Genomic DNA, 23,534 nt, shown 5'->3' on the forward strand with positions numbered 1-23,534 from the left:
ACTGCTTGAATATTATGTTAGGCGATGCCTAAATGAATTACTTAACAAAATCTTTCAAGTAGTGTTTACTTACCTTGTTAGAAAAATCAATGAAGGTTTCTATAGATTCTTTAATACTTATTATTATTTCTGATATGGGCAACTCTTGTTCTAATTTGATTTCATTAGAAGAAAATAAAGAATTTAATAAAATTGTATTTCTTACGTGCTCTGCAAACAAAAACCTCTCGTCTTTCTCTTCGTAGAATATAATTTCATTACTTAACGCTTCTAATGCTTCTGACAGCTCGTTCCTTTGAGGTTTAGAGTAATGATACGTTATGTTTCTTGTGTTTGAAAATTTCTGTAATAAATCTGCTTTTTCACCGTTTCTAAATAGCAATTTAAGACTCATATACATCTGGATTAAATGCTCCGGTAAAGAATCAATATATGTCTTTATTTGTATTGATTTTTCAGACTCCTCTAGATAGAAAATAGCTTCTCTGAGGGAAGAAATGAGAATTTTAAGAATAGACGGCGCTTCTGATATCAAGTTCGAAATCACATCTGAAGTTTGGAATAATTTCTTCTTTAAGAAGATAAAGTCATTATGTATTACCGCTAAACCAACTATCCACTTAGCAACATCATTATCACATGGAAATACATCTTTCATGCGGATAATACCATACTCCATTATGTATCCCCCTAATTATTATTTACTATGAGGTTTCGCCTAACATCTAATCTATGTACTTCATTAACAACAACACATTCTACCTGATATCTGAATTACATATATGATAACCTATGCAGTGACTTTTGCGAAGAAAAATCAGGTTGAAAAGGAAGCGCCTTCTTCGTCTCAAGGGACTCAAACGACCGTTAGATACTACACTTATCATCGTCCTGATGAATAATAATAAACAACTGAACCAGCTACTACTTCATCTGGCGATACCTCTCTCCCCAAACATATCCCAACATTCTTTTTACCCGCAATCGAATAATTGATCTGAGAAGAAACAACGTTATATCCCCGCTCTTCCCCATGCGCTGTTTTAATCAAAATCTGATCACCGATCATCTCTTGAATGGTCGAAGGAAGAAGATCGTCCAACTCTTCGTTCGCCCCCATCACGATAGTTCCGTATTCAGGTGTATCAAAGACCAAACCTACGCCAAACAGCATTTTTGTTTCCATTCTCTGACCTCCTTATCTCTGATCTATGAATATCTCGCCTTTGACATCTCATGCTCGAAGTTCGCGTTATGTAGTCTAACGATGGCATCTCTCAATAAAGCATAACGTTCAATAGAATGGAGTTCAGGTGCAAATCTTGCTACTCGAATGCTTACTTGAGCGTCATCAAGGGCTTAGTTTCTTTTCAAATCCTCGGGCTTCGGGAAAATTTACTTTCGTTAATTACTATTGTTATCGATAAATAAAAAACAACAACTCTTTCATCACTTGATCAAAGTTGTAGCTCTTGGTCCTGATACACTTTCCTCGTTATCATGTTTGTATATTTTAATCTCGTGATTTCGATCAGTTCATTTGGCTGCATCATATTCAGGATATGACTATCTTTTATTAATATTTTACGATGACCTCGCCCCAGCCCTTTAACGATAATAATATTTCTATCCTTCTTCACATCTACGATTTGTCCAATGGTTACGAATTGCTCTTGGTTCTTGAGATCAAGGTAGGTTAGCAGTCCAAGTATACAAAATATAATAAAACCAGAAATGGATAATGCAGCTGCCCATGCAGGGGGATGATTCACGAAGTAGTTTTTGACAATGAATTGCACGCCAATGATAAAAATAAATATTATGATGAAGCCAAATTGCATTTTCAATTTCTTTTCAGCTCTTTCGCTCATAGGCTCTACCCCTCTATACCTTTTGCTCCATATCCGTTCAACATCCCGCTCTTCATTAATGGATCTTTGCGGAGATGAATCACAAAGTCTGGATTTGAAGTATGATACACAACGTTACCAGGCTCTACTCGAAAAAACTCTTTATTCGCATCTTGTTCGGATACGGTACGAATTGGTCAGGGAACAGTTCTCTCACTTTATGCCATTTCATGCGCTAAACCTTCTGTTATTTGTATTTTTAAAACTTTCTATCATTTTAACATATACATTCGAGAGAAAGATGTAGGCGATACATCTTCACTTAATTTATACACCAAATTAGCTTAGAAGGTGGTCGGACTTTTTTTAAAAACAACTCATGGTGTAAAGATAATCATTTGCCTTAAATGATATTATGTATTATATTAGGAAATTATTGGTTAGAAAACGTTTTAAAAGTATATTAATTAAGGGAGTGTTTGTATGAAAAAATTATTTACGTCATTGTTGTCTTGCCTGCTAATTGTTGGTATTTTAAGTGTTCAAGTAGCAGGGGCTAGTGGATTTAGCACCACTACTAGTTCTACTAATGAATCCGGTACATACGTTATCCCTACTGAGGATGGCAGTACATTGGAAGTTTCAATTGAAGAAACAGACAAAGAATACATTGTAACTTCTTATGTAAATGGCGAAAAAGAATCTCAAACAATTAAAAACAAAGAAACAAGAGATATGAAGACAATTGATAATGATGGGAAAGTAGAATATGCTAATGAGAGTGACTATATTGAAAAAGTTGCTCCAGATCCGATAATTAGCAACAAAGAATCTTTTACTACTAGTGCTGCTAGTAATTGGACGTTTGTAGATTCAGCATACAACTCTAATCCAAATGTGAAGCAATGGGGTTATTTATATAAACAAGAAAAAATCACTTTTGGAGAAACTTATAATCTTAATTATGATAAAGGGACTAAAGTTTCAATCATCGTAGGCGTCATTGTCGGCCTGGTCACAGTCGGCTCAGGTGGTATAATTGTAGCTATTCTCGTAGCGTTGGGCACAACTATTGTTGCTGATAAGATCACCAAAGCTATTACTGGTCAAGTTTATGGAAGATTTGCTGCACAAGACTTGGAAGTAAGATCTAACGGGAAGATTGGCCTTCGCAGTAAGCGAACGATCGTAGATGCTAAAGTGATTAATACAAAGAACGGAAAAGTTGAATGGGTACCAATTAGAGTTGAAGGCGAAGGAAGAAGTAATACTGATCTTTGCATAATCGGAGCATACAATGCTTGGCTTCTTAACTAAGGATATGTCGAAACAATCCACAAAATAAATATTTAAGATAAGTTGATGTCATTAATGTTGGCTTCAACTACTTATTCAAAGGAGATATGATGTATAGAAGACTAATAATTATTGCTTGTCTGATAGAAGTGGCTTTTTTAATTTTTTTACAATATCGATACAATAATATTTTAGATCTTTTTCCTTTCATTGGAGTGTTAGTTTTTTTCATGGTGCTGAGTTATTTCTTAAAAGTTCAACTAAGTAAAAAACGTAAAGAAATAGTGTTTTTTTTACAAACACTCTTTTTAATATTTATTCCAATTTATACGATAACCACACTTCCTCAATACACGTATGAAAGTGCGGTAGATAAGGTCACTCAGAATCTAGAAGAGCCTTATGTGGTTAATAAACAGAAGAATACGTTAATTGAAGATGAATCTAATGAAATTAAAAAAGGTTATATGTTCTCAGTGGAAAAAAATTCAGAAGTAAATTCATACGTTTTTGATCCATGGACTGGTAATTATCATGAAGTACAAAAATAAGATAAGCTGAGCTACTCGGTTAAATTGATGTAGATTCTGCTATCATGTTAAAATTGTTGTTTTAACTCTTTAAGAATGAGCATGAAACTCACTTTTAAGAATCGGTTCGCCGATTCTTTTTTTCTTGCAGATTCTTAGCCTTCCTATCATGCATACCTGCAAATACAAGACCGCGCAACATGAATATGATGTTAAGAGATATTCCTTCGAATAATTAGGAAACTTAATCTCTCTAATCCATGCATCCATTGGGCTTTGAATACTGAATATACGCAGTATTACCTCCTATTTTTCTTAATGGATCAACTTTCTATCATTTTAACATATACCCTTATTTCATATATCATTCCTGTATTCATAACACCCGACCCAGTCCAATGTATCCTCACTCGAGTATGTAAAATGTACAAAGAAACCGTCTCCTTTGGTATATGGTCGCTTTCGCTTCCATTTACTACGAAACGGTTTCTTTTGTTTTTCCCTCATGAAAAGCTGCCTCTCAAGTCTAGGTCCGACCTAACACGCCTTGGGTCCCGCATCGCTGGAGCTTTATTCATACCCATGATTGTTCAACCTTTTATACCGCTAAATGTAATGCCGCTAATAAATGTCTTTTGAAGAAAAAAGAACAAAACAATAATAGGTAATGTCATCAAGGTGGATACGGCCATTAATAGACCCCATTCGGAACCCTTTTGACTCTGGAATTGCTGCAATCCGAGCGAAACCGTGTAGGATGGTTCATTGGTTAAATAGAGCAAGGGGCCCATGAAATCAGTCCAGCTCCCCATAAATTGAAACAATGCCACGGCTAATACGGCAGATTTGGCTAGTGGAAACATGATCTGTAAATATATGCGGAACTCACTAGCACCGTCTAAGCGGGCCGCTTCGCGCAGAGCATCAGGCAATCCCATGAAAAACTGCCGCAATAGAAAAATGTAAATGGGCACTCCAAAAAATTGGGGTACAATCAGTGGAAGAGCTGTTCCTACCCAACCTAATTTAGTAAATAACAAGAAAAGCGGAATCATCGTCACCTGTCCGGGAATCATCATCACAGCAAGGGTTACAAAGAAAAGTAAACCTCTCCCGCGGTACTCTAACTTGGCAAAACTATATGCAACCAAGGGACAGGATATGATCACACCAAGCGTACTCGCAATGGTTATAATCGCCGTGTTTTTCAGATACGTCCAAAAAGGGATATACTCCACGGCACGGGAATAATTACTCCACAGAATGGGTTGCGGAATCCACTCGGGCGGGAATGTAAAGATTTGTGTGAGTGGTTTAAGAGAAGTCGAAAGTAGCCAAATGAACGGAGTAATGAAAAATGCAGAAGCAACAATAAGACATAAATAAGCTAACGCACGATTGATTCTTTTGATCGCGATAGGATTCATCCCTTACTTCCCCTCCTTATTTCCCTTGATAATGAACCCAGCGTTTAGACGTAATAAAAATAATTCCGGTTAATGCCATAACGATAATAAATAGAATCCAGGCCATGGCGGAGGCATAACCCATTTTGAAATACCTGAATCCGTTCTCGTATAAATACATGACGTAAAAAGTCATGGAATTCGCAGGAGTACCTTGCCCTTTGGTCAACGTATAGGGAAGAGTAAACTGTTGGAATGCACCGATCATCCCCATGACAAGGTTGTAGAAAATAACGGGAGTGAGCAAAGGCAGAGTTACCTTTCTCGTTTTCTGAAACCAGTTAGCTCCATCGATTTGTGCCGCTTCATAATACTCATCAGGGATGTCTCCTAGTCCAGCAAGGTAGATCACGACCGCTTGTCCAATACCCCAGAGCGACATCAGAATGAGCGAAGGCTTGGACCACGACTCACCACCAAGCCAAGAAGGCCCATCGATACCGATATGCGCCAGCATCCCGTTAACCAATCCGAAGTTTGGATGTAACAGCCACATCCATAGAACAGCCAGAGCCACTTGCGGCACGAGCGTAGGTAAGAAAAAGATCGTTCTGAATACAGCCATACCCTTGACCTTCATATTCAACATCATAGCGAGTGCCACACCGAAGAATATACTTAATGGAACAAAAAATACGGTAAAATAAATCGTGTTGTATATGGATTTCCAAAACAGAGGATCCTGGAACAGATCTCGATAATTATTCATTCCGACAAATTCACCAGGCTGCAGAATGCTGTAAGTCGTGAAGCTGAAGTAGATGGACATGAGCATCGGAATTGCATAAAAGCACAGCAGCCCTATAGCCCAAGGTGAAGCAAACAGCCACCCAATCACGTTAGTTCTGTGAAGTGCCCGTTTCCTTGCCGATGGAATTGCGCTTACTTGAACGGAATCGGCTGGTTTCGCCATGTGCATTCTCCTTCCAATTGTCATTCATGAATAGGCAAGGAGAAGATTCGCTCCCTGCCTACCGAGCACCCTATTTGTCGTATTTTTCTAAAGCCTTATTAACCGTCTCTGTTACTCGATCCAGGTTCTCTTTCGGAGTGCCGTTGCCGCGGGTAGCCTTTTCCGTAGCAGAAGCTAACTCATTCCACAACAGCTGTCCTTCAGGAATAACCGGGCGGTTGTGTGAATTGGGTAAAATAGTAATAAATTCCTTCATGATCGGATCGTCCTTGTAACCGTATTTGTCGTTAACCGAATCGATAACGGAAATTTGAGAGTCGGCGTTTAATAACGTTTGCCCCTCTTCTTTCCCTAAGAATTCGAGGAATTTCCAAGCAGCAGCGACATTCTTGGCCCCTTTAGGAATAATAGCGGAGCCGCCTCCTGACCATGTCGTAAAATCCGCTCCCGTTGGAGTCGGTATCGGTGCAACGCCGTAATTTAGATCCGGCTTAAATTTTTCGATTCCCTTAACCGTAAAGTTTCCACTGATCTTCATGCTGACTTGACCGGAAATGAAGGGATCCATTTCCTCCGTGCCAGCTGCGCTTGTGAATCCGGCAATGTCCTCGACATTGTATTTTTGGCCGAAGTCGGTCATCCATTGCAGCGCTTCAACGACTTTTGGATCATTTGCAGTAATTTTTCCGGTGGCAGCGTCCTGGAATTCGCCTCCAAATGCCCATCCCCAAGTATACAGCCAGCCTTGCGAATACCATGGGATGAACCCGATCCGTTTGAAACGTTTACCTTCCTTGATGGTTAACTTATCGGCGGCCGCTTCAAGCTCGGCGATCGTTTGTGGTGGTTTGTTAGGATCCAGCCCTACTTCTTTGAAATGATCCTTATTGTAAAATAGCAGGCGAGAGTCCGTATCCATCGGCATGGCATATAGCTTTCCTTGATAACTGGATTCCTCCCAAGCGAATGGATAATACATTTCCTTACGAATTCCGGATTCTGCTGCCATCGAGGATAAGTCAGTCAGCGAACCCTGCGCAGCCCAAGTACCGACCTTAAATCGGTCGAAAAGTGCAACGTCAGGCGGATTGCCGCCTGCGACCGCAGTCAGCAGCTTCTGATCGGATCCCTCGCTGGATTCCGTATAAACCAAATTCATTTTGATGGTAGGGTTTTTCTCCTCGAATGCCTTCACGACTTTATTCATATTATCTAAATCAATGGAGGTAAGACCATGCCACATCGTAACCGTTGTATTCCCCTCTCCGGCCGGATCGCCGGAGCCTGCCTTCGTTGAGCAAGCAGTTAGAAGTAGTAACATAGCCAGAAAGTAAACAAGAATTGGAAATGCGATTTTTTTGGATCTCCTCATTCAAAGTCCCCCTTAAGTTAAATGAATTCGTTTAACTTGAATTCCTATAGCATCCACTTTCTTTTCTGATCCATCCACAATTTATGTAAGCGCTAACAAGATTGGTGATATGAATGATTTGAAATCAGAAAATGATGAACGAAGTGAATTGGTTATAAGAATCCTACTAGTTACACTAGATATACTAAGTATATTAATATGACATTACAAATCCTGTCAATTGCAATATTACGACATGAATATGTATGACCTATGACTATAATTAGATATGTGAATCGATGTTTCGAGGTTCGTTAATCTTCTGTCTCCCACCCCATTCCCTGATGTGATGTGAAACATGCTTTACCATAAGAAAAACGGCTATCGACATACTTCACAGAAGACAGACGACATTTAGAAGAAGTTTTTCCTGCGATATCAGGTCCGGAAGGTCCAAGCTTTGAAGTTGTTCATATCTCTGGATATCAAAAAAGTGCCGAAAAGCCCCTGGCGGGCTTTTCGACACATTGAAAAATATCCTTGATTTTGTTGAGCTGCACTGAGCTTGTATTCACCCTATGTGTTATTTTTCACGACCATACGATGTTCAATAATGTTCAGCTCGGGAACGGCTGCTCCATCCAGCTGAGAGATTAACATATCCACTGCCAATTCACCCATCCGCTTCTCATCCTGCTTAATATGAGTGAAGATGGGTTGCCCCAAGTAATCATTCAGGGAGTCGAAACAAACAATCTCGAATTCCTCCTGAGATTTCCCCATCGAGTGGATGACTTGAGCCAGCATGGTAGCGATTAGAAATTCCGACGCGACAAATGCCTTTACATCAGGGTGTTGTTTCAAAAAATGCTTTATTGTTTCCTTATCGCTTTCAATCGCGGTTCCATTTATGTTTATAGGAAGGGTGCCCTTCAGGTTTGTCAATACATAATCTTTGTTCAAATTCATCCCTTCCTGGGTGAAGGCAAACGTATATCCGAGCAGCCTTTCCTCCAATGTTGAAGTGTTCTCTTCCGGCGGAGATAAAAAGGCAATTTTTTTATGGCCTTTGCTAATCAGATGTCGCGTAAGATCCATGGCTGCTTTCTTATTGTCTGTGTATACCGAACAAACCGGAATTCCTTTTAGATATCTATCGGCCAAAACAATCGGAAACCGATCTAATACAAGCCGAAGCAGTTCCGAATTATAGTGTTGACCATGAATGGGGGTCACGATTAATCCCTTGATGCCTAAACCCATAAATAAGTCGATCGCACGTTTTTCCTCATCCCGATCCCCGCAAGTTCGCTTGATAATGAGTTGATAATTGTGCTCGGCGCTCCGCTTTTCCATCGATCTAAGAAGCCGCAGGCCAAACTCGTCAGAAAAATCCGGTATAATAAAACCGATCAACTGCTTATCATCCTCAGGGACCAAGGACGGTTTTACCTCTGAATAGTGCTTCGGTTCTTGTTCTCCAATTATACTATCGGCCACAAATGAACCTTTTCCCTGTATTCGTTTGATCACCCCGGAATCGGCCAATTTCTCCAGAGCCTTTTTAGATGTAATGCGACTAACGCCAAATTGTTCAGCCAACTCTTTTTCAGAAGAGACTCGGTCTCCTTCTTTTAATCGACCTTCTTTGATCTCTTGTACAATATAGACATATATCTGCTCATATAAATGTAATTCCACAAGACCACCCTGACATCATAATATTAATATACTAAGTATATTACACAAGAAGTCATTCGCAAAGTTAATCAGATTACCGCCGAACTTCTGTGGGCATGCAACATCTTAGTGGATGCTATGGTGTCCATGAAATGTTTAAGAGATCCGAACGAGCTGACATTGAGGCAAGGCTGATCTACGAGCGAGGATAATGCGTCCATATGAAGGCATGACTTGGACAGGATCATCAGGCTGAATGTGTTGGAATTGTTCCAAACTCCTCGCACAAGCTGTGGGCAATCTGCAAGTAACCCACATTCCTATTCAACTGAATGGAGATAATTTCTCCGAACTTTCGTGTATCACGTTAAAAATTAACAGTTCAATGTAATATAATTGTTGTTTTTCATAAAATTTACCTTCATCGATTTCGTATAGTGAAATTTGTATGTAATGCATATACATCAAACAATCTCGATTTTAAATAATCTTTAGCATTGCATTACATAGCGTGAATAAGGCCTACTCTGCCTCATTCACGTTTAGTTATTGGAGGCGACTATGCGACAAAAAGATATAACACTGCTTTTCTTTTCATGGGTTAGGACGTAAAGTTATTGTATCTTACTATTTTGAATGTACAAAAAACGTCTCCTTTGATATGTGTCTGCCAAACACTTCCGCTTTATTAAGGAACGGTCTCTTTTCGTTTTATCATTTTAAATAATGGAGCAATGCCTAATCGTTTACGACTTATGGGACAGCCCCCACGAGTTAGACGTTTCTTATCATCATAAAGCAACTTCTCCCCCCAACAACGCCTGCTCAACCTGATCCACAATCCCATTGATCCCCACCGGCCCATAGCACCCAATCCATGTCGCTGCATCCACCGAATGTACCTGCTGTTGCTCACCCGTATCCAGCATCCCCAACACACGCTGCTCTGTCGCCGATATCCCATCCTGCATAAGTTCATTACTAAGCAAAAAGTAGTGACTCGCCTGCACTGCAGGTAATCTCTCAACCGAGATATGATAGGCCGTATCAGAGGTGTCTGCAACAAATAACGGAACTGGCAAACCCAAATCACGGTACAGCACAGCACCTGTGCGATGAGCGGCGGAATGCACACGAATGAGAGAGTCTAGTGGACGGATCAGGGCTACACTTTTGCTTGCCAATACTGTAGCTAATTCCTCAGACAGCAAGGCCGTTCTGCGAAGATAATCCGCAATAATCTGTTTGGCTTCTGCTCGCTTTCCTGTCAGTTCACCGAACAGACTCAGGATCGTCTGCCAGTTTTCATTACGCTTGAACATCACCACTGGAGCGATCCCACTTAATCGTTCAAGATACTGCTCATGGACCTCGGTGCAGATAATCAGATCCGGTGCAAGTCGTTCTACCGCTGGCAGATCGGGATATTCATATGTACCTAGTAATTCGGTGTGCTGGAGTCCTGCCCGAAGGCACTGGGGGAAAGATAACACGCTGCTTCCTAATCCAACACTCCCTACTGGAGATAAGCCCAGCGCAAGCAAATGATCCGCATACTGCACATCGAGTACAGCGATACGCTGGGATGTTTCAGTGACGATGTACTCCCCTTGCATATGACAGATGACCGGGCCTTGGGCTGATTCATAGGATGAAGCGGAGCGGTTTTGCAGTAGAGCCTTCGCGTAGTCTGCATCGGTTCTCGAAGCGGCGGCATGCCGGTAATGCAACGGCGGGACACCAACATACTTTTTAAATGCCCTGCTGAAATAATACATGTCCCGATAACCCAGTTTGTCCGCAATCTCACCGATCGAAGCATCCGTATGACGCAGCATGCGTGAAGCACTTTCCATGCGCAGCTGAATGACATACTCCATCGGTCCGAGCTGCTTTTCTTGTTTGAAACGGCGCTGCAATTGTCTTACACTGCAGCCCGCAAGGACAGCCAGCTCTTTCAGCTCCAGGTTCTGACGATAGTGTGACGCAATATAAGAAGCGACTACATCCACCATATCGGACTCCGCCCCCCCCTGCCCCCGTTCATATGCCATGATCAGCTCGTAGATCATGCCCTGTAGCAAGGCGTTCGCATAGAAGCGTTCCAGTCCTTCACCGCGGCGCCATTTGGCAACCATTTTTTCGGCGTTTTCGATCCATTCCGCGTGGGCTGCCGAGTTCAGCACAAATGCTCTGCGCAGCGGGTGTTTTCGGTACGAAGGCATAACAATAGAGGCTCCCTCCATGGAAGAAGCCTTGTACTTGATCACTATATAATGAATGTCCTCTGATCTGGCCGTCAGCGTGTAGGATGATCCCTTCACCGCATGACAGGCAAAAGAAGCTCCAATGTGGCAACCCTCGCCATCCATTGCAAGCTCCCCTTCCCCTCCATATGCCAGCAGCAGCACATTAGAAGTTACATCTGTTTCGTGTAAAACGCTGCCTGTCTGCAAAGTACCGCTATATCCGTCCAGCATCTTGATCGCTGTATCACTCCAACCACTTGTCTGTTCCTGCAGCGGCATTTCTCTCATCTCCTGACAATCGCATTATTTGCTAAGGCAAATGTCTCTACTATATAAGCTAAACAAACGATGTTTACACGTGCACTCCGATGACAGAATAACCCTCCAATCGCTGTTATCTCCAGATTTTTTTGATATCTCCCTTTTCTTAAAGGTGAAAATCTGGTGATAAAGGCGCACGCTTCGCTTTTTCAGGTTTTTTCTGTCCTCTCCGTTCCTGTGAAAATAATTCGTTCAACTTCTATAGTTACCTTTGCAAAGATAGAATGTTGCTATTGTCATTGTAGTTGAGATTCTTTCTCATTGTCAATTTTCGGACATTTGAGGCAATATTCCCCTGACATCTGGTACCAGAAACAGCAGGTGAGCCGCTCACTTTTGGCAACATGTACATTGTCCTTACAATCGGTGAAACGGGTCAATGGATTCTTTCTCTCACCAAACACTTGCCCGGACGCCACCTGCGTCAGATAGGAGAAGTCCTCTCGAATGGTCTTACGTTCCTGCTCCGTCTCACCTTCATCAGGAGCGAATAGTCGCCCGATCCGTACCATAATATTCTCCCAGAGAATACTCATCGAAAGAGGTGCAATCGTAGCCAGTGTCTTTAACAAAGGTGTAAGTTGTACCGCAAACATCTCCTGAACTGCTTTTTCCCGCCAAACGTGCCTGTCTCCCGTCAGCTCTTCAGCCCGAAGCTCGTTCACCGCTAGAAAAGGAAACCGTGTACCCTTCTCATGTTCTTCGAGCTTCGGATGATAGAGAAAGCTGTTCTCCAGCTGAAAGGTTACATGCTGATGATGAAACGTCATCGCAGTCACGAGCGGAGCCGTCCATAGATAGCCAAGTCGCTTGGCTAACATGGAAGCGGCGACCTTCATGTCTGGTGCATCAATATAATGTTGAAACCAGCTGATATACTCTCGGCACGCCTCTTCGTCATGCAGCTCACTCAGTGCAATGCTACGGACACTATGTTCAGGCGGCTCGCCAAGCAAAATCGAATGATCCTCCACCGTCTCTTTCCATGCGTCTGTCGAGAGATATCGGCTCATATTAGTTCGATCCGAGCAGGGCTTCCGAAGCCTGATCTACAATCAGATTAATCGCAAGCGGTCCGTAGTATGCGATCCATAATGTGGAGTTTACATCATACGTGCGTTTATTTTTCACAGCATCCAGAGACTTCCATACCGGATTATTCACCATCGCCTCTGCTTCTGCGGCAAACAGCTCATCCGACAGGACAAAATAACGATCTGCCCCAATCTCAGGCACCTTCTCCATCGAGATTTCTACAGAAGTGTCATCCTTGATTCCCGCGACGAGTTCAGGCATTTTCAGCCCCAGATCATTATACAGAATACCGCCTGTACGGTGCTCGATACCATGAACACGGATACCTTCTTTACGCGGACGAATCAGTGCTACCGTCTCATCACCCAGCTTCTCGGCCAATTTCGTTTTCATTCCTGCCACTTTCTCTTCATACGCTGTGCGCACTTTCTCTGCCTCGTCCTGCTTGTCTGTAATCTTAGCTACTGTAGCTAACGTATCACGCCAGTCTTCGTAGAAATCCAGTACCAGGGTAGGTGCAATTTTGCTTACACTCTCATACTGCTTTTCTTGGAAATCAGTCATGATGATCAGATCCGGGTCGAGTGCAACAATGGCTTCCAGGTTCGGCTCGTCCCGTGTACCCAACACTTCAACGCCATTTGGCTGGTCTCCCAAGTATTCTGGAAAATCAGTGTTACCTCCAGCGATAACACTACCTGCCGGCTTTTCGCCAACCGCTAACATTTGATCTAAAAACTTAACATCGAGAACTGCAATTCTCTTCGGTTTTTCGTTTAGGGTTATATCACCCTTCATGCCCTTGATCGTTACTGGAAAAGCACCGTCAGTCTTCGTCTCTGTACTCGCAGGTGTATCCGAAGGTGTTGCCTCGGATTGTTTACCGCTATCTGTACCTGTTCCGGCACCGCAAGCCGTCAGGACAAGAATCAGGGCTAGCATCAAGCCCATGAGTAATCGTGATTTTTGAGCAGCATAGCCTTTGCTTCCGGCCATTTGCCCCTTTGTTCCTTGTTTCATTTGTAAATCCCCCTTATGCATACTAGTGATAATGATTTTCATTATCGAAACATAAAGAGAGTATAAACGATCTGTGTATCGTGTTACCATGTACTTTTGCGACATTTCAGTCGGACTAATGCGACATGATGATTCATATTTTCCCCATTCACTATCCGCCTTTTAATTTTTCAGCAATATAGGCCTGTAGACGGTAGATATCCGAAAGAAGCTCTTCCTCCTCCGGTGTATTACCGTACTCTCCCAGCCAGCGCGGTGTACGAATATGCCAATCCTCTGTCAGGTATTGCCTCTCATCACGATACTCTAGAATATGTCCCAGGAAATATTCCAGTGAGCCGAAGGATTGTTTCTGATTATCGTTGATGATGGCTTGTGTATTTTCAATGATAGACTGCAACATTTGCTGGATATGATCTTCCGTCTTCATAGCTCCTCCTTCAGTCTCTTCTATTTAAATCGTGAAATGCCGCGTATTCCTGACTAAAAATAATATGTATGTATGCCTTTGCAAATCACAAAAACATCTATCTCTGACACCATAGATGTATTTTCGTTTCATTTGAAAGAAACTTCTTAACTTGATAGGATATGGTGATTCTTCCATTTAAGGAATAATACAATCAAATGACTACGTGACTACGTCCAATCAATTATGAACTTCTTAAATATGATATTAGTATGAGAGGTGATTAAGATGACAGTTTTGTCTACAGGCGTTATCGAAAATCGAAAGCGTCAAGTAACCAGCCTAGCCATCAGCGTATCAAATGAAGCTAATTTAAATGCAACCGCTCAGGTTGAAGTGTATTTGGTTCCTACGCTTGGCGTGAGCAATGCAGAAGTGTATTTTTTAAACGCATTTTCTTTAAATCCGTTTAGTACCACTGATTCTATTGTCACGTTTGACAATGTATATGCTAATTTTGATCATTTTGGTGTTCGTGTCATAACAGGTGGGGAGGGGGCAGATAACATTGTAGTGACTGTAACTGGTTTAGATAGTTCTGCAAATCGGATCTTCGAGATTTTTCCTGGTGAGTTAGGTCCAGGTATACCTGGGCCTCCAGGCCCGCCTGGAACTCCAGTTTTAACAGGAATTGGGGAACCCACATGCGCAATTGGTAATTTGGGAGACATTTATATTGACCTCTCCACAGGAAACACATTTTACAAACTATCTCAACCTGTTCCTCCCCCGGTCAGACCTATTCCTGCTCCAACCGGTATCACAATCCCGGTAGGTTCAACGCAGACGTATACCACAATTGATGCGGCTTTAGCTGCTGCTAATCCTGGTGACAGATTATTGCTTGATGCTGAGACCTTTACGATTACATCCACTATCAATGTTAACACACCGGTGACGATTGAGGGTCAAGGAATAGGACTCACTATTGTAACCACTACCCTGAATACCGTGACCACTATGTTTAATGTGACAGTATCGAATGTTGTTTTTCAAAATATGTCTATCGTCCAAAATTTCCCGCAGGTATTGAGCATTGAGACCGTTATTTCATTAAATAATTTATCGGCAACAGGTATATATGTCGACCGTTGTGAGATTTCAGTATGCGAACTTGGTATTTCCGTTAAAGTAACGGAATTCCAAATAACAAATTGCAACTTTACCTATGCACCTCTTGCTTCACGTCCCAATGGATACTACTATATCATTATTTCCTCTACTTCTGGTGAAAGCATTATTGACAATAATACGTTTGTATCTGACGCAGGCAATTCTGATTGCCGATTTATCATCATTACCAATATAGCTGTTAATTCAGGGACACTCCAAGGGAACTTGGTAGTAAACAATAATACACAACTTGTCTCTCCCTTTACTTTGCGTCATTTGCTAGTAATTGAGGAATTTATCGGTGCAGATTTTGGTTTGTATTTTATTAACAGCACTACAATTAATGAGGGAAATGTCCCTGTATTACTATTTAACGCAAACTTAAATATTTTTAAATTTATAGCAGCCTATGGAAATAGTGTCCAAAACACTGCAGGAAAAGGGATCATCGGAATTGACTCAAGTTATATCGGTACAACCAATATTTTCAGTTCAGGCAATACAATTGCAAATGAATTTTTTACTTCGGGGTGGGCTTCTGCAACCGTTCCGTCTAGTTTTATTGTGGGCTATAATACAACAGCAATTCCGACTGATCCTAATCTTCCATTAAATAATTGTTACTGGCTAATGTTGATTTCATGATGAATAGCTATACACTAGAACTCCAAATTGGATTCCATTGGTATATACAAGCGTCAAGCCTCTGAATATGGTCATCCTTGCGAGTGTTGCTATTGAAGCAACAGGGTGTCAGCCAGCTTCAAGCGATAGCTTTTGACCAGCGTGTTTCCCCCTGTCATAAACTCTTTATCCAACGCTCGTTCAAACCCCAGACGCTCATAAAGACGAATCGCCGACCCCATCATGTCCGAGGTGTGAAGGTACAACGTATCTGCACCTCGTTCCCTCGCCAGTTTGACACTGGCCCGAATAAGCTCTGTTGCCACACCTCTGCCGCGAGCCTTGCCAGTTACGCCCAGCAGACGAATAATCGGTGAATGGATGCCTAGCGCTGCATTGCCGTATGCCGTCTCGGATGAGTCATACACAAATACGCTGCCGACGATTTCTCCATCCAGTTCTGCGACAAGCTTGGCAATCGTTGATGATTTCCGGGTCGCTTCTGCAATGCCCGCTTTATAGACAACCCAGGCATCCTGAGGAAGCTCCTGTTCGTATTGACTGTATGCTTCATACAGGACGGCCTCCAGCAAATGACCTTCATTGGCAGCCGCTTCCCTGATAATCAGTTCCCGGCTGCCCGTACCCGAATTCGGATGTTGGCTGTCCGTTGATTGCCTCTCTGTGTTTGCCATTACTGCACCTGCTTTTCAGCTGCTGCTTGCTTGATTCTGCGAATCTGGTTGAGATGGTTCTGCACATGAGCGACAAAACCCGGAATGATCGCAGCTAGAGATACCGTCTCTCCTTTGAAGTTAACGCCTGTTTTCTCCCAATCTTCATCACTCAGCCGCTCCAATATTCCTGAGTTGTATTGAACCAGACCGTTGGCAATCGTAATCAGCTGAGAGATCTGCTCCTCATTTGCTTTTTGCCCGACGATCCACGCTTCCTGATTAAAACCAGGCAGCGTTGCCTGTGATCCCGCTAATATTTCCCGGATGCGAAAGGAAACGACGATGCTATGATCCACCAGATGTGCCAGCACTTCAGTAACACTCCAGGAGGATGGGGAAGACTTCCATTTCAACTGCTGCTCGGTCAGACCCGCAATCTCCTGTTCAATCTCTTCATAAGCGTGTACATATGCTGATATAATCGATTCTGTCTTCACTGTTGTGTTCCCCATAATTACCGCTCTCCGATCTATATAAGTTTAACTAAAATACTGATTTCAGGAATTTCTGTGCTTACACTAATTCTCCTGTAAATGCTTCTTTAAGCAATTGGAACGAACGGGTTCGTTGTTCAAAATCAGGAATAATTGTTGTAAACACAAAGCTGTTTACGCCGTATTCCTCCGACAGCTCAAGCAGTCGCTTCCGCACGGTTTCCTTGGTGCCACGTGTAATGTCCGCTTCGCGCTCAACCGCCGTATATGCTTCTCCCGCTTGCCTTGCGAATTCCGCTGCCTGCTCCAACGTCTGCACATTCACGGTTTTGCCACTCGCCAGTGTTGCACGCACCGTTTTGTGCTGTCCCGCCAGTGCATTAGCCTCTTCTTCCGTATCTGCTGCAATAACCGACAAAGCCAGAATAGCTTCAGGCTCTCCGCCATGTTCCGTGTTAAACTGCGTGCGGTACGTATCCAGCGCAGCGCGTGCCGTCTCGGGATCACTGTTGATAAACAGCGCGAACGCATAAGGGAGCCCCTGCTTTGCTGCAAGCTCCGCACTGGAAACACTCGTGCCGAGCATGTAAATACGTGCAGGCTGTCCCGGTAACGGATGGGCTGTCAGTCCTGGCTGCGCATGGGTTTCACCTGCTGGAGCATTCAGGAAGTTCTTCAGTTCTACCAGTTTGTCATCCAGTGTTTCCGGCTCTGCAATTCCCTTTTGCAATGCCTTCGTGGAACGAGGCAAGCCGCCTGGAGCACGCCCGACCCCTATTTCAACCCGCCCCGGAGCCAGTGTGGCAAGCACATTGAAGTTTTCCGCCACCTTATATGGGCTATAATGCTGGAGCATGACACCACCGGAGCCGATCCGGATTTTTTGAGTCTGTGCGAGCAGATACGAAACGAGCACTTCTGGCGAGGAACCGGCAACACCTGCGGAGTCATGGTGCTCTGCTACCCAAAATCGGTCATATCCAAGTGATTCTGCAAGCTTCGCCACTTCTACGGTATTTTTCAACGCCTCCGCAGCCGACTGGCCCGGAAATACAATGCTTTGATCCAAAATCCCTAATGTAAATGACATTTTTCTTCCCCCTTAGATATTTCTTCTGATGTTTCTTATCCCGTTTTCTTATATGGAATACGCACTATCCGGCGTAATGCGTTTGAGAAACTGCTTCGTCCGTTCTTCCTTCGGATAGCGGAACAGCTGCTTTGGCTCTCCTTCTTCCACAATAACCCCGCCATCCATAAATACAACGTGGTTCGCCACTTCCTGTGCAAAGCCCATCTCGTGAGTCACGATGATCATCGTTATGCCTTCCTCCGCAATCTGGCGAATAACCGCCAGCACCTCACCTACAAGTTCAGGGTCCAGCGCGGAGGTCGGTTCGTCAAACAGAATAACCTCCGGGTTCATCGCCAGCGCACGGGCGATTCCGACGCGTTGTTGTTGTCCACCTGAAAGCTGGCTAGGGTATGAATCGAGCTTGTTCCCGAGACCTACCTTTTCAAGCAGGGCGACACTCCGCGTCCGTGCTTCCTCTTTTGGCACTTTGCGGACAGCCACAAGTCCTTCCATCACATTTTGCAACGCTGTTTTGTGGCGGAACAGATTATATTGCTGGAAGACCATCGCTGATTTTTGGCGTAAGGCATGGATGTCTTTTTTGGTGTGCTTCCCGTAATCCAAGGTAAAATCACCCAGTGTGATATGCCCGGAATCCGGTTTTTCCAAATAGTTCATGCAGCGCAGCAGCGTTGTTTTGCCTGATCCACTGGGCCCCAGAATCGCAACGACCTCTCCGCGCGCCACATTCAGATTAATTCCTGACAGCACCTTATTGTCTCCGAAGCTTTTGTGTATTTGCTTTAGTTCAATCATGACACGCCTCCCCGGTTGTACGACCTGAACCGCTTCTCTGCCACTGCGGTCAGTCTTTCAATCATGATGGTCAGCCCCCAGAAAATGAGGGCTGCCGCCACGTAAGCCTCGAAAAATTTCCAGTTGGTTGATGCTACAATTTGCGCCTTGGCGTTAATCTCCACCACCGATACCGCAAAGGCCAGTGTAGAGCCATGCAGCATGCCAATCAGCATGTTTGAAATGTTGGGCAGACTGGCTGCAAAAGCCTGCGGCAGCACAATTCTCCGCAGTGCCTTTGTCGCTGTCATGCCCAGAGAATACGCGGCTTCAATCTGCCCGCGATCCACCGAGAGCAAGCCGGATCTGACAATCTCTGACGCATAAGCACCCGCGGTAATCGAGAATGACAGGTAAGCAAAGCCGATCAATGGAATGGACGATGAGTTGAACCCAAGTCCGAGTGATGAAGACACGCTGTCAATGATCATCGGCAGACCGAAATAGATCAGAAGCAGATGTGTGATCATGGGTGTACCGCGAATAAACGTAACATAGGCAGTCGCCAGCTGGCTCAGAACAGGAACCCGAAACTGGCGGAGAAGTGCCACCACTGTGCCGATGATAAAACCGAGAACCACCGAGACCACCGTGATGGCCAGTGTAATCGGAATGACACCGAGAAGCTGCACGAAAGCGGTCCATACAAAGGAAAGATCAAAGCTCATATCGGAGCAAACCCCCTCTTCTGCACTCTCCGCTCAAGCACACCGAACACCCGCTCCAGCACAAAACTCAAAACAAAATAAATGAGAGCCAGCGAGATATACGCTTCAATAAAGTGACGAGAGATCGTTGCCAGTGTAGACGATTTGCCCGTCATCTCCATGACACCAACACTGAAGGCAAGGGATGTATCCTTCAGACTGCCAATGACCATGTTGGCGAATATAGGCAATGCCGTCACATAAGCCTGCGGCAATACAATCCGGAAGAACGCTTGCGGGCCAGACATGCCCATGGCATAAGCAGCTTCTACCTGGCCCCGATCTACGGAAGCGACGGAAGCCCGAATCATCTCTACCATAAACGCTCCGCTATGGAGCGAGTAAGTCAGAATGACAAAGTAGATTGCAGGTGCGCGGTTCGCATTGATACCGAACAAACCCAAAATTTCCGGCACACCGTAATAGAACAAGAACAGCTGAATCAAGATCGGTGTACCGCGAAAAAAGGACACATACAGCTTAGACAGCTGTTTCAGCACCGGAATATTGTACATCTGCGGCAGTGCCGCGATGGAACTGATGATTAGTCCAAACACCATTGCACTAACTACAATTAGAAGCGTAGTACTGATGGTGGGTAGGAGCTTTACAAAGTAGTCAATGACATAACTGAATTCAAATGGTGCACCCATCGCTGCGACCTGCCTTTCGTCTACGTGTTATTTGCTTTCCGATTGCGTAGCGTCAAAGCCAAGCCACTGCTCACTCAGTTTCTTCAACGTACCGTCTGCCTTGATTTCCTTCAGCGCTTCATCGATGCGGTCCGCGAGCTTTTGCTCATCCGGATCATCTTTGCGGAACATAAACAGGGTATCCGATTCACTGAGTGGTGGACCCACCAGTTTGAGATCGCCGTTTGGATCAACGAGTGGAAGTGTAAAGTCCGCCGCTACAAACGCTGCAACCCGTCCAGCCTTGAGCTGTGCGATAGAATCGTTCGCCACACCGCTTGAATACACAATATCAAGTGCATTGTTATTCTGCTTGTTGTAGTTTTCCAGCAAGATGGCCTGGGCACTGGTGGCTGTCGTTAACACTTTTTTGCCTTTCAGATCGTCAATGGAATGAATGGTATTGTCATCTTTGAGAACAGCGATTTTGTTCTTCCAGTGAGAATACGCTTCTTTATTAAATAAATATTTCTGTTCGCGCTCCGGATTTTTCTCCATCTGATGCGCAACCATATCAATCTTGTTCGTTTCAAGGCTGAGCAGCAAGTTCGTGAACTCCATCGTTTTAAACTCGAACTCGTAATCATCAAGTCGTTTATCAATTTCTCTGACGAGTTCTACATCATATCCCGTCAGCTTGTTATTTTCGTCAATAAAAGCGACATTCGGAAATTGTGTGCCTGTTCCCACAATAATCTTGGTTGGTTCTTTCGCTCCATCAGCTCCTGATGCCGTCTTCGCCCCGGTGCTGCATCCTGTCAGCGCTAATACGATTGCAGTTGTAAGTGTTAGAACAGACCATTTTTTCATGTTTTTCTCCCCCGTTATGTGTGCCATTATTTTTAAACCATTAATTCTTACATGTTAACTAGGAATTAATTGATCTAAAAATAGCATCCCAACAGGAACATCGTCAACGGGTTTACTTATAGAACAATTCTATATATAAATAAAATATTCAATGGGTTCGATTACACCCAAGTCACATGTTGAGGATGAAACGTCATCGCAGTCACTCGGGGAAACGCCCATAGGTAGCCAAGTCGCTTGGCTAACATAAAGCAGCAGCCTTCATATCTGATGCATCAATGAACTTGTTCAAAAAAGAAAGGTATAGATTCCCTGCCCCAGGGAATCCATACCTTCCGAACTGTTATCATCTCGTGTATTCTATATTATGGGTTAACTTTGCTGACTGGAAAGAGGATTTCGACAGGCTCTTCATCTGCTTCTTCATCGATATAATAAATCTCGATCTGACTCGAACCGTATAATTGAGGCTCATATCCATTCTGCCTGATCCATTCATGAAGCTTATCGTGGCCTTCTCCAATGGTTTTATTCGTACACAGTACTTTGACATAGGTGGTTTCTGGCAGTACAAAAGCCAACATTCCTTCTGGAACATCCGCAATCTCTGTCACCTCGACACAACCAAAATACGTAGCTATAATGCCATTACACATGAACGGACTGAATAATACTTCGTAATCTTTGCCATGTTTAATTTCCTTTCTACGATCCCAGAATGCACGTTGAACCTCAACCGCGAGCTCAGGGAATGCATCTGGAAAATTCCCCGTCTCACACAGGCCTACGAGCTTATATTCCCTATTCACTACTTCAATGTCAAATGATCTCGAAAGCTCTTTACCCATCACCCTTCATCTCCTTCAGTCTCTTCGATTTATTTTCTTAAAGGCCGAGTATTTCTGATCGGACTGCATGTATTGCAGTATTTTCTCGGCACATGCAGCTGAGCTGAGTTCTTCTGTGTTCACTTCCAGATCATACTCTTCATAGGCATAGACATAATCGAATTGAGAAAGAGCAAGTCCAACTGCGCGATTTTCCCTGCTCTGCTCTCTTCGGGTAAGTTCTTCTTTGGAGCAATGCACGCCTACAAACATAATCGGATAATCTGCAAGCACATCATAAAAATCATTGAAAAACTTGTCGTTGGAGATGACCGTATCCACGATGACATTCAAGCCCATCTCCGAGAACAATTTAATAGTTGCATAGTATAATGAGCCAATCGGGTCAATAAGAATATCCGTCATTGCATTTGCATCTAATTCTCTTGTAGGTTGTATATCCGGGTATGTATTGTCGATAAACTGCTCATAATTTAGGAAAAATTGATCTACAGACAGATGATGTAACGGAATCTCTGCCTGCTTTTTCATTTCCTCCGCGATGCTTGATTTTCCCGAGCTTGACGTTCCGTTCAAGAATATAATAAGTCCTCGTTCCATATAAATCCCCCTTATGATTTGGTTTGTTCTCCCTACCAGAACATATTTCTCAGAATAGTTTTTTGTTCGTATTCAACAGGTTGAATTGAAATCATCGCTCTTCTCCTTTGATCATTCATAAGCCAGCAATATCGGGCGAATCGGTGAGCCAGATCCATTTTTAATTTTCAAAGGTAGTGCCATGAATATGCCTGTTGCCGGGGCCTGATTCATTCTGCTGAACCCTTCCATAATCAAGATCTTGTTGGGTAAAAAATATTCGGCATGACCTGGGGCGCTCAAAATTTCCCCATTCACCATACAAATATCTACCCCCGGAGTATCTGCTCCAATAGCTTTAATTCCCGATTCGTAAAAGTATTGGCACACCTCGCTGGTTAAACCTGGTTCATTTTTCCCCCACCAGTCTCTTTCCTTGCCGCCCGCGTCCGGTTTATAGTATTGATCCCAGCCAAAGTCAATCAGTACAATATCCCCGGCCTGAACAGAAAAGTGATCCCGCTCCTCTACCTCTCGGAGTATATCTATTCCAACAGGTTTGCCTGCTTCAAGAGCATAGTTTACCAGATCGTATTTCTTGTAAGGACCAATTAGACAATCTATCGGAAGCTGATCAATCGTTGCCTTCTCTCCATGACAATGAACCGGGGCATCTACGTGTGAGCCCGTGTGCTCTGATATAATTAACGTCTGTGCATAGTACCCGTGATGGCAAAAGTTACGATGATTCTCCACAATACCGAGGGACGGATGATGATGAAATCCTGGCATATTCGTTTCAAACACAGGGGAAATATCGTATACATTCAGTTGATTAAAACAATTCATAAATTGACGGACAAGCTCTGAAGATTGCAAA

At 43.5% G+C, this 23,534-nt stretch carries 24 protein-coding genes; 3 read left to right on the forward strand and 21 right to left on the reverse strand.

Features of this window, described 5'->3' with window-relative positions; translation table 11 throughout:
* Positions 1–37: 37 nt before the first annotated feature.
* The 3 genes from IEW26_RS11900 to IEW26_RS11910 all read right to left on the reverse strand — a co-directional run bounded on the left by IEW26_RS11900 (position 38) and on the right by IEW26_RS11910 (position 1,871).
* On the reverse strand, positions 38–679 hold the full coding sequence (locus IEW26_RS11900) for a hypothetical protein (RefSeq protein ID WP_188592573.1): 642 nt from the start codon (positions 677–679) through the stop codon (positions 38–40).
* Between the two features lie 204 nt (positions 680–883).
* The gene (locus IEW26_RS11905; RefSeq protein ID WP_188592574.1) at positions 884–1,186 is read right to left on the reverse strand and encodes a hypothetical protein; all 303 of its coding nucleotides are present in this window, start codon (positions 1,184–1,186) and stop codon (positions 884–886) included.
* A 271-nt stretch (positions 1,187–1,457) separates the two neighbouring features.
* Positions 1,458–1,871, reverse strand: coding sequence for a hypothetical protein (locus tag IEW26_RS11910; RefSeq protein ID WP_188592575.1), 414 nt, complete (start codon positions 1,869–1,871; stop codon positions 1,458–1,460).
* A gap of 462 nt (positions 1,872–2,333) precedes the next feature.
* On the opposite strand from IEW26_RS11910, the gene IEW26_RS11915 reads away from it, so the two are divergent.
* Together IEW26_RS11915 and IEW26_RS11920 are read left to right on the forward strand one after the other, a co-directional pair.
* On the forward strand, positions 2,334–3,167 hold the full coding sequence (locus IEW26_RS11915) for a hypothetical protein (RefSeq protein ID WP_188592576.1): 834 nt from the start codon (positions 2,334–2,336) through the stop codon (positions 3,165–3,167).
* Between the two features lie 86 nt (positions 3,168–3,253).
* Entirely contained in the window at positions 3,254–3,697 is a 444-nt protein-coding gene (locus IEW26_RS11920) for a hypothetical protein (RefSeq protein ID WP_229729819.1), read from the forward strand.
* Positions 3,698–4,266: 569 nt separating this feature from the next.
* On the opposite strand, the gene IEW26_RS11925 is transcribed toward IEW26_RS11920, so the two are convergent.
* The 8 genes from IEW26_RS11925 to IEW26_RS11960 all read right to left on the reverse strand — a co-directional run bounded on the left by IEW26_RS11925 (position 4,267) and on the right by IEW26_RS11960 (position 14,141).
* On the reverse strand, positions 4,267–5,103 hold the full coding sequence (locus tag IEW26_RS11925) for a carbohydrate ABC transporter permease (RefSeq protein ID WP_188592578.1): 837 nt from the start codon (positions 5,101–5,103) through the stop codon (positions 4,267–4,269).
* Positions 5,104–5,119: 16 nt separating this feature from the next.
* Positions 5,120–6,055, reverse strand: coding sequence for a carbohydrate ABC transporter permease (locus IEW26_RS11930; protein ID WP_154982874.1), 936 nt, complete (start codon positions 6,053–6,055; stop codon positions 5,120–5,122).
* Between the two features lie 70 nt (positions 6,056–6,125).
* The gene (locus tag IEW26_RS11935) at positions 6,126–7,427 is read right to left on the reverse strand and encodes an ABC transporter substrate-binding protein (RefSeq protein ID WP_188592579.1); all 1,302 of its coding nucleotides are present in this window, start codon (positions 7,425–7,427) and stop codon (positions 6,126–6,128) included.
* Positions 7,428–7,982: 555 nt separating this feature from the next.
* The gene (locus IEW26_RS11940) at positions 7,983–9,107 is read right to left on the reverse strand and encodes a GntR family transcriptional regulator (RefSeq protein ID WP_188592580.1); all 1,125 of its coding nucleotides are present in this window, start codon (positions 9,105–9,107) and stop codon (positions 7,983–7,985) included.
* A 770-nt stretch (positions 9,108–9,877) separates the two neighbouring features.
* Positions 9,878–11,614 carry a helix-turn-helix domain-containing protein gene (locus IEW26_RS11945; protein WP_188592581.1) on the reverse strand — a complete coding sequence of 579 codons (1,737 nt, stop codon included), beginning with the start codon at positions 11,612–11,614 and terminating at the stop codon, positions 9,878–9,880.
* A 278-nt stretch (positions 11,615–11,892) separates the two neighbouring features.
* Positions 11,893–12,669: a (2Fe-2S)-binding protein gene (locus tag IEW26_RS11950; RefSeq protein ID WP_188592582.1), complete on the reverse strand. Its 777-nt coding sequence runs from the start codon at positions 12,667–12,669 to the stop codon at positions 11,893–11,895.
* Position 12,670: 1 nt separating this feature from the next.
* Positions 12,671–13,711, reverse strand: a complete 1,041-nt coding sequence (locus IEW26_RS11955) for an ABC transporter substrate-binding protein (protein WP_188592583.1) — start codon at positions 13,709–13,711, stop codon at positions 12,671–12,673.
* 151 nt (positions 13,712–13,862) lie between these two features.
* Positions 13,863–14,141 (reverse strand): hypothetical protein, encoded by a 279-nt coding sequence (locus tag IEW26_RS11960; RefSeq protein ID WP_188592584.1) that lies wholly within the window; start codon positions 14,139–14,141, stop codon positions 13,863–13,865.
* 267 nt (positions 14,142–14,408) lie between these two features.
* Here IEW26_RS11960 and IEW26_RS11965 point away from each other — a divergent pair, with 267 nt between their 5' ends.
* On the forward strand, positions 14,409–15,938 hold the full coding sequence (locus IEW26_RS11965; protein WP_229729820.1) for a collagen-like protein: 1,530 nt from the start codon (positions 14,409–14,411) through the stop codon (positions 15,936–15,938).
* An 89-nt stretch (positions 15,939–16,027) separates the two neighbouring features.
* Here the strand turns inward: IEW26_RS11965 and IEW26_RS11970 are convergent, their stop codons facing one another.
* The 10 genes from IEW26_RS11970 to IEW26_RS12015 form a co-directional block, all read right to left on the reverse strand.
* The gene (locus tag IEW26_RS11970) at positions 16,028–16,612 is read right to left on the reverse strand and encodes a GNAT family N-acetyltransferase (RefSeq protein WP_188592585.1); all 585 of its coding nucleotides are present in this window, start codon (positions 16,610–16,612) and stop codon (positions 16,028–16,030) included.
* Positions 16,612–17,106, reverse strand: coding sequence for a DinB family protein (locus tag IEW26_RS11975; RefSeq protein ID WP_188592586.1), 495 nt, complete (start codon positions 17,104–17,106; stop codon positions 16,612–16,614). Before IEW26_RS11975 ends, IEW26_RS11970 begins: the two co-directional genes overlap by 1 nt.
* A 61-nt stretch (positions 17,107–17,167) precedes the next feature.
* A complete protein-coding gene (locus IEW26_RS11980) occupies positions 17,168–18,178 on the reverse strand; it encodes an LLM class flavin-dependent oxidoreductase (protein WP_188592587.1) in 1,011 nt (336 codons plus the stop codon).
* A 48-nt stretch (positions 18,179–18,226) separates the two neighbouring features.
* On the reverse strand, positions 18,227–18,979 hold the full coding sequence (locus IEW26_RS11985) for an amino acid ABC transporter ATP-binding protein (RefSeq protein ID WP_188592588.1): 753 nt from the start codon (positions 18,977–18,979) through the stop codon (positions 18,227–18,229).
* A complete protein-coding gene (locus IEW26_RS11990) occupies positions 18,976–19,686 on the reverse strand; it encodes an amino acid ABC transporter permease (RefSeq protein ID WP_188592589.1) in 711 nt (236 codons plus the stop codon). The genes IEW26_RS11985 and IEW26_RS11990 overlap by 4 nt, the downstream gene beginning before the upstream one ends.
* Complete coding sequence (locus IEW26_RS11995) at positions 19,683–20,378, reverse strand: amino acid ABC transporter permease (RefSeq protein ID WP_145403262.1); 696 nt, start codon at positions 20,376–20,378, stop codon at positions 19,683–19,685. Before IEW26_RS11995 ends, IEW26_RS11990 begins: the two co-directional genes overlap by 4 nt.
* A 27-nt stretch (positions 20,379–20,405) precedes the next feature.
* Entirely contained in the window at positions 20,406–21,227 is an 822-nt protein-coding gene (locus IEW26_RS12000; protein ID WP_188592590.1) for a transporter substrate-binding domain-containing protein, read from the reverse strand.
* A gap of 365 nt (positions 21,228–21,592) precedes the next feature.
* Positions 21,593–22,075 carry a GyrI-like domain-containing protein gene (locus tag IEW26_RS12005; protein WP_145403264.1) on the reverse strand — a complete coding sequence of 161 codons (483 nt, stop codon included), beginning with the start codon at positions 22,073–22,075 and terminating at the stop codon, positions 21,593–21,595.
* A gap of 15 nt (positions 22,076–22,090) precedes the next feature.
* Positions 22,091–22,675, reverse strand: a complete 585-nt coding sequence (locus IEW26_RS12010; RefSeq protein WP_188592591.1) for a chloramphenicol phosphotransferase CPT family protein — start codon at positions 22,673–22,675, stop codon at positions 22,091–22,093.
* 111 nt (positions 22,676–22,786) lie between these two features.
* Positions 22,787–23,533, reverse strand: a complete 747-nt coding sequence (locus IEW26_RS12015) for a cyclase family protein (RefSeq protein WP_188592592.1) — start codon at positions 23,531–23,533, stop codon at positions 22,787–22,789.
* Between the last annotated feature and the right edge of the window lies 1 nt (position 23,534).

It is taken from the genome of Paenibacillus silvae, from assembly GCF_014639235.1.
Lineage (GTDB): Bacteria > Bacillota > Bacilli > Paenibacillales > Paenibacillaceae > Paenibacillus > Paenibacillus silvae.

What these genes read in the sequence shown, in the direction of transcription:
- IEW26_RS11900 (WP_188592573.1), bottom strand. Translation starts at nt 679, where the DNA reads ATGGAGTATGGTATTATCCGCATGAAAGATGTATTTCCATGTGATAAT.
- IEW26_RS11905 (WP_188592574.1), bottom strand. Translation starts at nt 1,186, where the DNA reads ATGGAAACAAAAATGCTGTTTGGCGTAGGTTTGGTCTTTGATACACCT.
- IEW26_RS11910 (WP_188592575.1), bottom strand. Translation starts at nt 1,871, where the DNA reads ATGAGCGAAAGAGCTGAAAAGAAATTGAAAATGCAATTTGGCTTCATC.
- IEW26_RS11915 (WP_188592576.1), top strand. Translation starts at nt 2,334, where the DNA reads ATGAAAAAATTATTTACGTCATTGTTGTCTTGCCTGCTAATTGTTGGT.
- IEW26_RS11920 (WP_229729819.1), top strand. Translation starts at nt 3,254, where the DNA reads ATGATGTATAGAAGACTAATAATTATTGCTTGTCTGATAGAAGTGGCT.
- IEW26_RS11925 (WP_188592578.1), bottom strand. Translation starts at nt 5,103, where the DNA reads ATGAATCCTATCGCGATCAAAAGAATCAATCGTGCGTTAGCTTATTTA.
- IEW26_RS11930 (WP_154982874.1), bottom strand. Translation starts at nt 6,055, where the DNA reads ATGGCGAAACCAGCCGATTCCGTTCAAGTAAGCGCAATTCCATCGGCA.
- IEW26_RS11935 (WP_188592579.1), bottom strand. Translation starts at nt 7,427, where the DNA reads ATGAGGAGATCCAAAAAAATCGCATTTCCAATTCTTGTTTACTTTCTG.
- IEW26_RS11945 (WP_188592581.1), bottom strand. Translation starts at nt 11,614, where the DNA reads ATGCCGCTGCAGGAACAGACAAGTGGTTGGAGTGATACAGCGATCAAG.
- IEW26_RS11950 (WP_188592582.1), bottom strand. Translation starts at nt 12,669, where the DNA reads ATGAGCCGATATCTCTCGACAGACGCATGGAAAGAGACGGTGGAGGAT.
- IEW26_RS11955 (WP_188592583.1), bottom strand. Translation starts at nt 13,711, where the DNA reads ATGAAACAAGGAACAAAGGGGCAAATGGCCGGAAGCAAAGGCTATGCT.
- IEW26_RS11960 (WP_188592584.1), bottom strand. Translation starts at nt 14,141, where the DNA reads ATGAAGACGGAAGATCATATCCAGCAAATGTTGCAGTCTATCATTGAA.
- IEW26_RS11965 (WP_229729820.1), top strand. Translation starts at nt 14,409, where the DNA reads ATGACAGTTTTGTCTACAGGCGTTATCGAAAATCGAAAGCGTCAAGTA.
- IEW26_RS11970 (WP_188592585.1), bottom strand. Translation starts at nt 16,612, where the DNA reads ATGGCAAACACAGAGAGGCAATCAACGGACAGCCAACATCCGAATTCG.
- IEW26_RS11975 (WP_188592586.1), bottom strand. Translation starts at nt 17,106, where the DNA reads ATGGGGAACACAACAGTGAAGACAGAATCGATTATATCAGCATATGTA.
- IEW26_RS11980 (WP_188592587.1), bottom strand. Translation starts at nt 18,178, where the DNA reads ATGTCATTTACATTAGGGATTTTGGATCAAAGCATTGTATTTCCGGGC.
- IEW26_RS11985 (WP_188592588.1), bottom strand. Translation starts at nt 18,979, where the DNA reads ATGATTGAACTAAAGCAAATACACAAAAGCTTCGGAGACAATAAGGTG.
- IEW26_RS11990 (WP_188592589.1), bottom strand. Translation starts at nt 19,686, where the DNA reads ATGAGCTTTGATCTTTCCTTTGTATGGACCGCTTTCGTGCAGCTTCTC.
- IEW26_RS11995 (WP_145403262.1), bottom strand. Translation starts at nt 20,378, where the DNA reads ATGGGTGCACCATTTGAATTCAGTTATGTCATTGACTACTTTGTAAAG.
- IEW26_RS12000 (WP_188592590.1), bottom strand. Translation starts at nt 21,227, where the DNA reads ATGAAAAAATGGTCTGTTCTAACACTTACAACTGCAATCGTATTAGCG.
- IEW26_RS12005 (WP_145403264.1), bottom strand. Translation starts at nt 22,075, where the DNA reads ATGGGTAAAGAGCTTTCGAGATCATTTGACATTGAAGTAGTGAATAGG.
- IEW26_RS12010 (WP_188592591.1), bottom strand. Translation starts at nt 22,675, where the DNA reads ATGGAACGAGGACTTATTATATTCTTGAACGGAACGTCAAGCTCGGGA.